This window comes from Methylobacterium sp. SD274, assembly GCF_017355285.1.
GTDB lineage: Bacteria > Pseudomonadota > Alphaproteobacteria > Rhizobiales > Beijerinckiaceae > Methylobacterium.
Genome location: NZ_JADIJP010000019.1, coordinates 90,417 through 97,297 on the forward strand (window position 1 = coordinate 90,417; position 6,881 = coordinate 97,297).

The 6,881-nt window shown below is 65.2% G+C and carries 7 protein-coding genes; 2 read left to right on the top strand and 5 right to left on the bottom strand.

The window, feature by feature from the left end; all coding sequences use genetic code 11:
• Positions 1-37 precede the first annotated feature (37 nt).
• A complete protein-coding gene (locus tag IPV08_RS16640; protein WP_207412682.1) occupies positions 38-904 on the top strand; it encodes an NAD(P)-dependent oxidoreductase in 867 nt (288 codons plus the stop codon).
• Here IPV08_RS16640 and miaA read toward each other — a convergent pair.
• The gene (gene miaA, locus IPV08_RS16645) at positions 882-1,835 is read right to left on the bottom strand and encodes a tRNA (adenosine(37)-N6)-dimethylallyltransferase MiaA (protein WP_207412666.1); all 954 of its coding nucleotides are present in this window, start codon (positions 1,833-1,835) and stop codon (positions 882-884) included. The two genes, IPV08_RS16640 and miaA, sit on opposite strands and share 23 nt — an antisense overlap.
• Positions 1,836-1,852: 17 nt before the next feature.
• Here miaA and serB point away from each other — a divergent pair, with 17 nt between their 5' ends.
• Entirely contained in the window at positions 1,853-2,749 is an 897-nt protein-coding gene (gene serB / locus IPV08_RS16650; protein ID WP_207412667.1) for a phosphoserine phosphatase SerB, read from the top strand.
• A 10-nt stretch (positions 2,750-2,759) separates the two neighbouring features.
• Here serB and IPV08_RS16655 read toward each other — a convergent pair whose 3' ends face one another.
• The 4 genes from IPV08_RS16655 to hflK all read right to left on the bottom strand — a co-directional run.
• A complete protein-coding gene (locus IPV08_RS16655) occupies positions 2,760-3,125 on the bottom strand; it encodes a DUF1640 domain-containing protein (protein WP_207412668.1) in 366 nt (121 codons plus the stop codon).
• Between the two features lie 136 nt (positions 3,126-3,261).
• Positions 3,262-4,785, bottom strand: a complete 1,524-nt coding sequence (locus IPV08_RS16660) for a Do family serine endopeptidase (RefSeq protein ID WP_207412669.1) — start codon at positions 4,783-4,785, stop codon at positions 3,262-3,264.
• 81 nt (positions 4,786-4,866) lie between these two features.
• On the bottom strand, positions 4,867-5,820 hold the full coding sequence (locus tag IPV08_RS16665; RefSeq protein WP_207412670.1) for a protease modulator HflC: 954 nt from the start codon (positions 5,818-5,820) through the stop codon (positions 4,867-4,869).
• Positions 5,817-6,881: FtsH protease activity modulator HflK (gene hflK / locus IPV08_RS16670; protein ID WP_207412671.1), on the bottom strand; the 1,065-nt coding region annotated here is incomplete at its 5' end. The genes IPV08_RS16665 and hflK, both read right to left, overlap by 4 nt.

Consider the following 6,881-nt stretch of genomic DNA (forward strand, 5'->3'; position numbering starts at 1 on the left):
GACCCGCCGCAAACGTAGTGACGGATGGAGACGGATGATGGCGAAGGTCGCGTTCCTGGGCCTGGGTGTGATGGGCGGCCCGATGGCGGGTCATCTCGCCAAGAATGGCTACGACCTCACCGTCTACAACCGGACCACCGCCAAAGCGGAAGCTTGGGTGAAGGCCAATGGGGGCGCCTTCGCCAAGACCCCGCGCGAGGCGGCTGCCGGACAGGAGATCGTCTTCGCCTGCGTCGGCAACGACGACGACCTGCGCGGCGTGACGCTGGGTGAGGACGGCGCCTTCGCCGGAATGGAGAAGGGAGCGATCTTCGTGGATCACACCACGGCCTCGGCCGAGGTCGCGCGCGAACTGTCCCAGGCCGCGTCCGAACTCGGCCTTGGCTTCATCGACGCTCCCGTTTCCGGCGGACAGGCCGGCGCCGAGAACGCGGCGCTCACCGTGATGTGCGGCGGGGACGAGGCTACTTACGCCAAGGTCGAGCCCGCGATCCTCAGCTTCGCCAAGGCCTCACGCCTGATGGGACCGGCGGGCTCCGGCCAGCTCACCAAGATGGTCAACCAGATCTGCATCGCCGGCATCGTCCAGGGCCTGTCGGAGGCGATCCACTTCGCCAAGCGTGCCGAGCTCGACGTGGATGCGGTGCTCGACGTGATCTCGAAAGGCGCGGCCGGCTCCTGGCAGATGGAGAATCGCGGTCGGACGATGAATGCCGAAAAATTCGATTTCGGCTTCGCCGTCGACTGGATGCGCAAGGATCTCGGCATTCTCCTCCTCGAAGCCCGGCGCAACGGCGCCAAGCTCCCGGTCACCGCCCTCGTCGACCAGTTCTATGCCGACGTGCAGGCCATGGGTGGCAACCGCTGGGATACGTCGAGCCTCATCGCCCGCCTGGAAAAATGAGGCTGGTCGCCACGGCGAGGGCCGCGTCGGGATCGGTCCAGGCCCAGTCCTCGCCCATCTGGTGGCGGAACCAGGTGAATTGCCGCTTGGCGTAGCGCCTTGTATCGCCCTGGCCGCGCTGGATCGCCTCGGCGAGGGGGATCGTCCCGTCGAGATGGGCGATGAGGCCCGGCACGCCGTGGGCGCGCATGATCGGCAGGAGCGGATCGAGGCGGCGTTCCCGCAGGGCCGCGACCTCGTCGAGGGCGCCCTCCTCGATCATCGCCACGAAACGTCGGTCGATCCGGGCGCGCAGGGTCTCGCGTTCGGGGGCGAGGAACAGCTTGACCAGGCGTTTGCCCGCCAGCGGCCCGGCGACGCGCTCGCCATGAAACGCCGAGATCGGCCGCCCGGTGGCGGCGAAGATTTCGAGCGCGCGCATGATCCGGGCGCGGTCGGTGGGGCGCAGGGTCGCCGCTCCGGCGGGGTCGACCTCCGCGAGGTCGGCATGGAGCAGGTCGGTGGCCCGGTCCTCGGCCCGTGAGCGAAGTGCGGTTCGGATCTCATCGGGGACCGGCGGCAGGTCCGACAACCCCTCTTCCAGGGCACGAAAATATAGGCCGGTGCCGCCGACGAAGATCGGAAGCCGGCCGTTCAGGTTGTCGAGGAGGTTCGCGGCATCGCGGGCGAAGTGCCCGGCCGAGTAATTCACCGCGCCATCCACTTCGCCGAAGAGCCGGTGAGGCGCCAGCGCCTCCTCCTCGACGCTCGGTCTCGCCGACAACCGTCGCAGGTCGGCATAGACCTGCATGGAATCGGTATTGATGACCACGCCGTGGTGACGGCGCGCGAGTTCCGTCGCGAGGCCGGACTTGCCCGAGGCGGTAGGCCCTGCGATGAGGATCGCCGCCGGGGGCGCCTGACTGTGTGATCCGTCCGTGACCGGCGGCAAGGCGTGGACACTCCCCGATGACCCTCGTCGCGACCCTGATAGCAAACGAGAGCCGCCCCGCCATCACCGATGCGGTTCTCGCGGAAGCCCGTTCCGTGCTGCGGACCGATCATCAACCGCGTATACTCCATGGCGAGGTGGCGGCGGAGATCCTGTTTCCCGGCTCCGGTGAAGAGGTTTCCGCAACGGCGCGGCGGCTACGGGCGGCCTTCGCCGCCGAACCGTTCGACGTCGCCGTGCAGGTGGCCGGCGCCCACCGCCGCAAACGGCTGTTCCTGGCCGACATGGATTCCACCATGATCGAACAGGAATGCATCGACGAGCTCGCCGACACGATCGGCCTGAAGGACCGCGTCGCCGCCATCACCGAGCGGGCCATGCGTGGCGAAATCGCCTTCGAGCCGGCCCTGCGCGAGCGTGTCGCCCTGTTGCGCGATCTGCCGGTCGGCGTGGTGGACGATCTCATCCGGGACCGCATCACCCTGACACCGGGGGGGCGCGTCCTCGTCCGGACGCTGAAGGCCAACGGCGCCCATACCTGCCTGGTCTCCGGCGGGTTCACCCTGTTCACGGGACCGATCTCGGCGACGATCGGCTTCGACGAGGCCCACGCCACCACCCTCGGGGTGAAGGACGGCCATCTCACCGGCGAGGTGCTGGAGCCGATCGTCGGCAAGGAGACCAAGCGCGCGACGCTGATCGCCCTGCGCTCGCGTTTCGGACTTGAGCGTGAGGATACGCTGGCGGTGGGAGACGGAGCGAACGATCTCGATATGCTCGGCGAGGCCGGCCTCGGCGTGGCGTTTCGGGCCAAGCCCAAGGTCGCGGCGGCGGCGGATGTCCGCATCGACCACGGCGACCTGACCGCGCTTCTCTACCTGCAGGGTTACGGAGCGAACGAGTTCGTCGCGTAGGACTGAGGCGTCAGCGGACGATCCGTGCCAGGGCAATGACGGCGCCGAGGATGATCAGGGTCTGAAAGCCGATCGTGCCGAACATCCACTTGATGATATCGGCTTTCGTGGCTTCGATCTTGGCTTCCAACCGTGCCTCGGCTTCGCGAAGGTCTGATCTCGTGGACAGCTTGAGCGCTTCGATATCGGCTCGTGTCGACAAGCGAAGTGCCTCGATGTCGACTTTCACCGATCCGATATCGGACTTCGTTGCGATGTCGCCCTGAAACAGCTCGGTGAATGCGTCCGCGAGGCCTTCGGCCTGTTCGGACGAAAGCTTCGCCTTCTCGCGAAGGGAGCGGGCGAATTTGAGGGTGTCGAAGGCGACCGCCGTCATCGGTTGTCTCGTCTCATCGTGAAGATGAGCCTACGCGCCGGCCGCCGAGTCGCACAAGCCGAATGTCCCTGCCGGGCGGCATAGCGAGGCCCAACCCGCGCACGGGACGGGCCGATATTGTCGATGGAGACGGCGCTTATTCCAGGCCGATCGCCACGAAGCGCACATCACCCGATGCGGCCGCCACGAGGAGGAGAACCGATTTGCGGTTCTCCTTCTTCAGCTGATCGACCCGCTTCGTCACGTCGGCGGGGGACGAGACGGATTCCTGACCGACCTCCACGATGACCTCGCCGGGCTTGATCTGCTTGTCGGCGGCGGTGGAGTTCGGGTCGACGCGTGTGACGACCACACCCTTCACGCTGTCCTTGATGCTGAAGCGGCGGCGCAGCTCGTCGGTGATCCCGGACAGGTTGAGACCGAGGGCCTGCCGAATCGCGGGCTCCGCCTCAGGCTGCTTGGCATTGGCGAGTTGCGGCTTCTCAGGATCGTCCAGGCGGCCAAGGGTGACCGATTTGGTTGTCTCGGTACCCTTCCGGACCACGATGACCTCGACCACCTTGCCGACCGGCGTCGATGCGACGATGCGGGGAAGGTCGCTGGAGGATTTCACCGTCGTTCCGTTAAACTTGGTGATGACGTCACCGACTTCGAGGCCGGACGTCTTGGCGGGACCCTTCTCATCGACGCCTGCGATCAGCGCGCCCTTGGCACCGCCCTTGAGGCCGAGGGCGTCGGCGGTGGCATCGTCGACGTTCTGAATGCGCACGCCGAGCCAGCCACGACGAACCTCGCCGAACTCACGAAGCTGGTCGATGACCTGCGACGCCGTAGCGGAAGGAACGGCGAATCCAATGCCGACCGAGCCACCCGTCGGCGACAGGATCGCCGTATTGATGCCAATGACCTCGCCGTCCATGTTGAACAGTGGGCCACCGGAATTGCCCTTGTTGATGGCCGCGTCGGTCTGAATGTAGTTGTCGTAGGGGCCGGACTCGATGTTGCGGCCCCGCGCGGAAACGATACCGGCCGAGACCGAGCCGCCGAGGCCGAACGGGTTGCCGATGGCGATGACCCAGTCGCCGGGACGCATCTTCTCCGAATCGCCGAAGGGCACAGCTTTCAGCGGCTTGTCGGCCTCTGGCTTCACCCGCAGAACGGCGAGATCGATCTTGGGATCCTTGCCGATGATCTCTGCCTTCAGCTTGGTGCCGTTGTGCAGGATCACCTGGATGTCGTTGGCGTCTCCGATGACGTGGTTGTTCGTTACCACGATGCCCGACGCATCAATGATGAATCCCGAGCCGAGGGAGTTCGACTTGCGCGATTGCGGACGCGGTGAATCCCCGTCACCGCGCTGACCACGCTTGCTGAAGAACTCTTCGAAGAGATCCTCGAATGGTGTGCCCTGAGGCAGCTGCGGCATCGTCCGGCCGGGCGTCTTCGACTCCACTGTGGTAGAGGCCGAGATGTTGACGACGGCGTCGGTCACCTTTTCGGCGAGATCGGCAAGGGATTCAGGTCCCTTCGCCAGGGCCGGAGTCGCGAGGCCTGTGAACGCCACCGCGGTGGCGAACGACACGGCGGCGAAGGCCGAGCGTGCCGTCTGGTGGAACGCTCGGGGACGTCGCGCCGTTCTGGCGCTCGCGGCGGAAATCATGGTCGACCTCTTGTTGAGACGAGGCTTAGATCGTCCGCCGAAGCGGACGATCAAGGGTAGGTCGGTCAGTGGACGCCCGTTTCAGCGGACGGTCCCGGTCGTCGGAGCCGCATCCGCCGAACCCGACGCGCGCGGTGCAGTTGCCGGAGGACGCCCCTGCGGATCGTTGAAATAACGGAAGAAATCCGAGTTCGGGTTGATGACGAGGCGTGTCTCGGGGCCCTTCAGACCAGTTTCGTAAGCCTGCATCGACCGATAGAAGGCGAAGAAATCAGGGTCCTTGCCGAAAGCCTCCACGAGAATCCGGTTTCTGTCGCCATCGCCCTGGCCTCGCAGGGTTTCAGCAGTCTGGTTGGCCTCCGACAGGACGACGGTGACGTCGCGGTCCGCTTTCGCCTTGATCGTCGCAGAGATCTGATCGCCGTTCGCGCGGATATCGGCGGCCTCACGGTTACGCTCGGTGATCATCCGCTTGTAGACGGCGGTCGAGTTCTGCGCCGGAAGATCGACTCGGGTCATGCGCAGGTCGACGATTTCCACGCCCAACTCTTTCGCCTGATTGTTCACATCACCCTGGATGACGTTCATCAGATGCGAACGCTCGGTCCGCACGATGGCGTCGCGGGTCGAACGGGCGAGCACGTTACGCAGGGCCGAGTTGGTGAAGCTCGCCAGAAGCGTGTTGGCGCGCAGAACGTTATTCGCCGACTGATAGAAGCGCAGCGGATCGACGATGCGGTAGCGGGCGAACGCATCGACTTCCAGATTCTGCCGGTCGGCGGTCAGAAGCGTCTGAACCGGAAGATCGAGATCGAGGACGCGCTTGTCGAAGAGCACGACGTTCTCGATCAGCGGAACCTTGAAGTACAGGCCCGGCTTCTCGGTGCCGGTCTGATTGAGGACCGTGCGGACGCGGCCGAACTGGATCACCAGGGCCTGCTGCATCTGTCCGACGGTGAAGACCGAAGCATAGAGCGCGACGGCGAGCACCGCGAGGAGGAAGAGAACGCCGGTGCGAAGAGCGGGATTGTTCATCGTCCAGCTCCCGTATTGGTGTTGCGATTGCCGAATTCGGTCAGCGGCAGCACCGGAACGACGCCTGCGCCCGTTGCTCCACCGGCAACGCCGGTTCCGTTCTGGTCGATGATGACCTTGTTGACCGAGCCCAGGACCCGCTCCATCGTTTCGAGGAAGATGCGCTCACGGCTGACAGCCGGTGCGAGCTTGTAGGATTCGTAGACCTGCTGGAATCGGGCCGCCTGACCGGTAGCATCCGCTGTCGCCTGGGTCTTGTAGGCTTCCGCGGCCTGGACGATCTGCGAGGCTTTACCGCGAGCCTGCGGAACCTCGCGGCTCGCATAGGTGCGGGCTTCGTTCTGAGCGCGTTCCGCATCCTGCTGAGCCGCGTTCACGTCGATGAAGGCGGGCCGAACATCCGGCGGCGGGTTGACGGCCACGAGCTGGACGACTTCGATGCGAACACCGGCGCCGTACTCGTCGAGAGCCTTCTGGGTGATCTCCTTGACCTCCTGGGCCACGCTGGACTGCTCGTTGGTCAGGATCGCCTGGATATTCCGGCGACCGATCACTTCGCGCATGGCGCTCTCGGAAATTGCCTTGATCGTCCCTTCGGGATTCTCGAGGTTGAAGACGAAGTCCGACGCCTTCAGCGGATTGATGCGCCACTGCACCTCGAAATCGAGGTCGACGATGTTCTCGTCGCCCGTGAGCATCAGGCTTTCCTCAGGCATGTCGCGGCCCCGAGACTGAGACCCGGCGCCTGCGCGGTAGCCGATCTGAACGCTGTTGACCTGACCGACATTCGGCTTGGTGACCGCGCCGATCGGATAGGGAAAGTTGTAATGCGGCCCCTGGCCGGTGGTGTTCGTGTAGCGGCCGAAGATCGTCTCGATACCGACCTGCTGCGGCGCGACCGTATAGATGCCGGTGGCGAGCCAGATGAACAGCACGATGCCGCCGGCCACGGCCACACCCTTGCCGCCGCCCATGGAACCGCCGGGGATGATGCCACGCAGACGGTCCTGGCCACGACGGAGGATCTCTTCGAGGTCGGGGGGCGTTTTACCGCCGCCGCC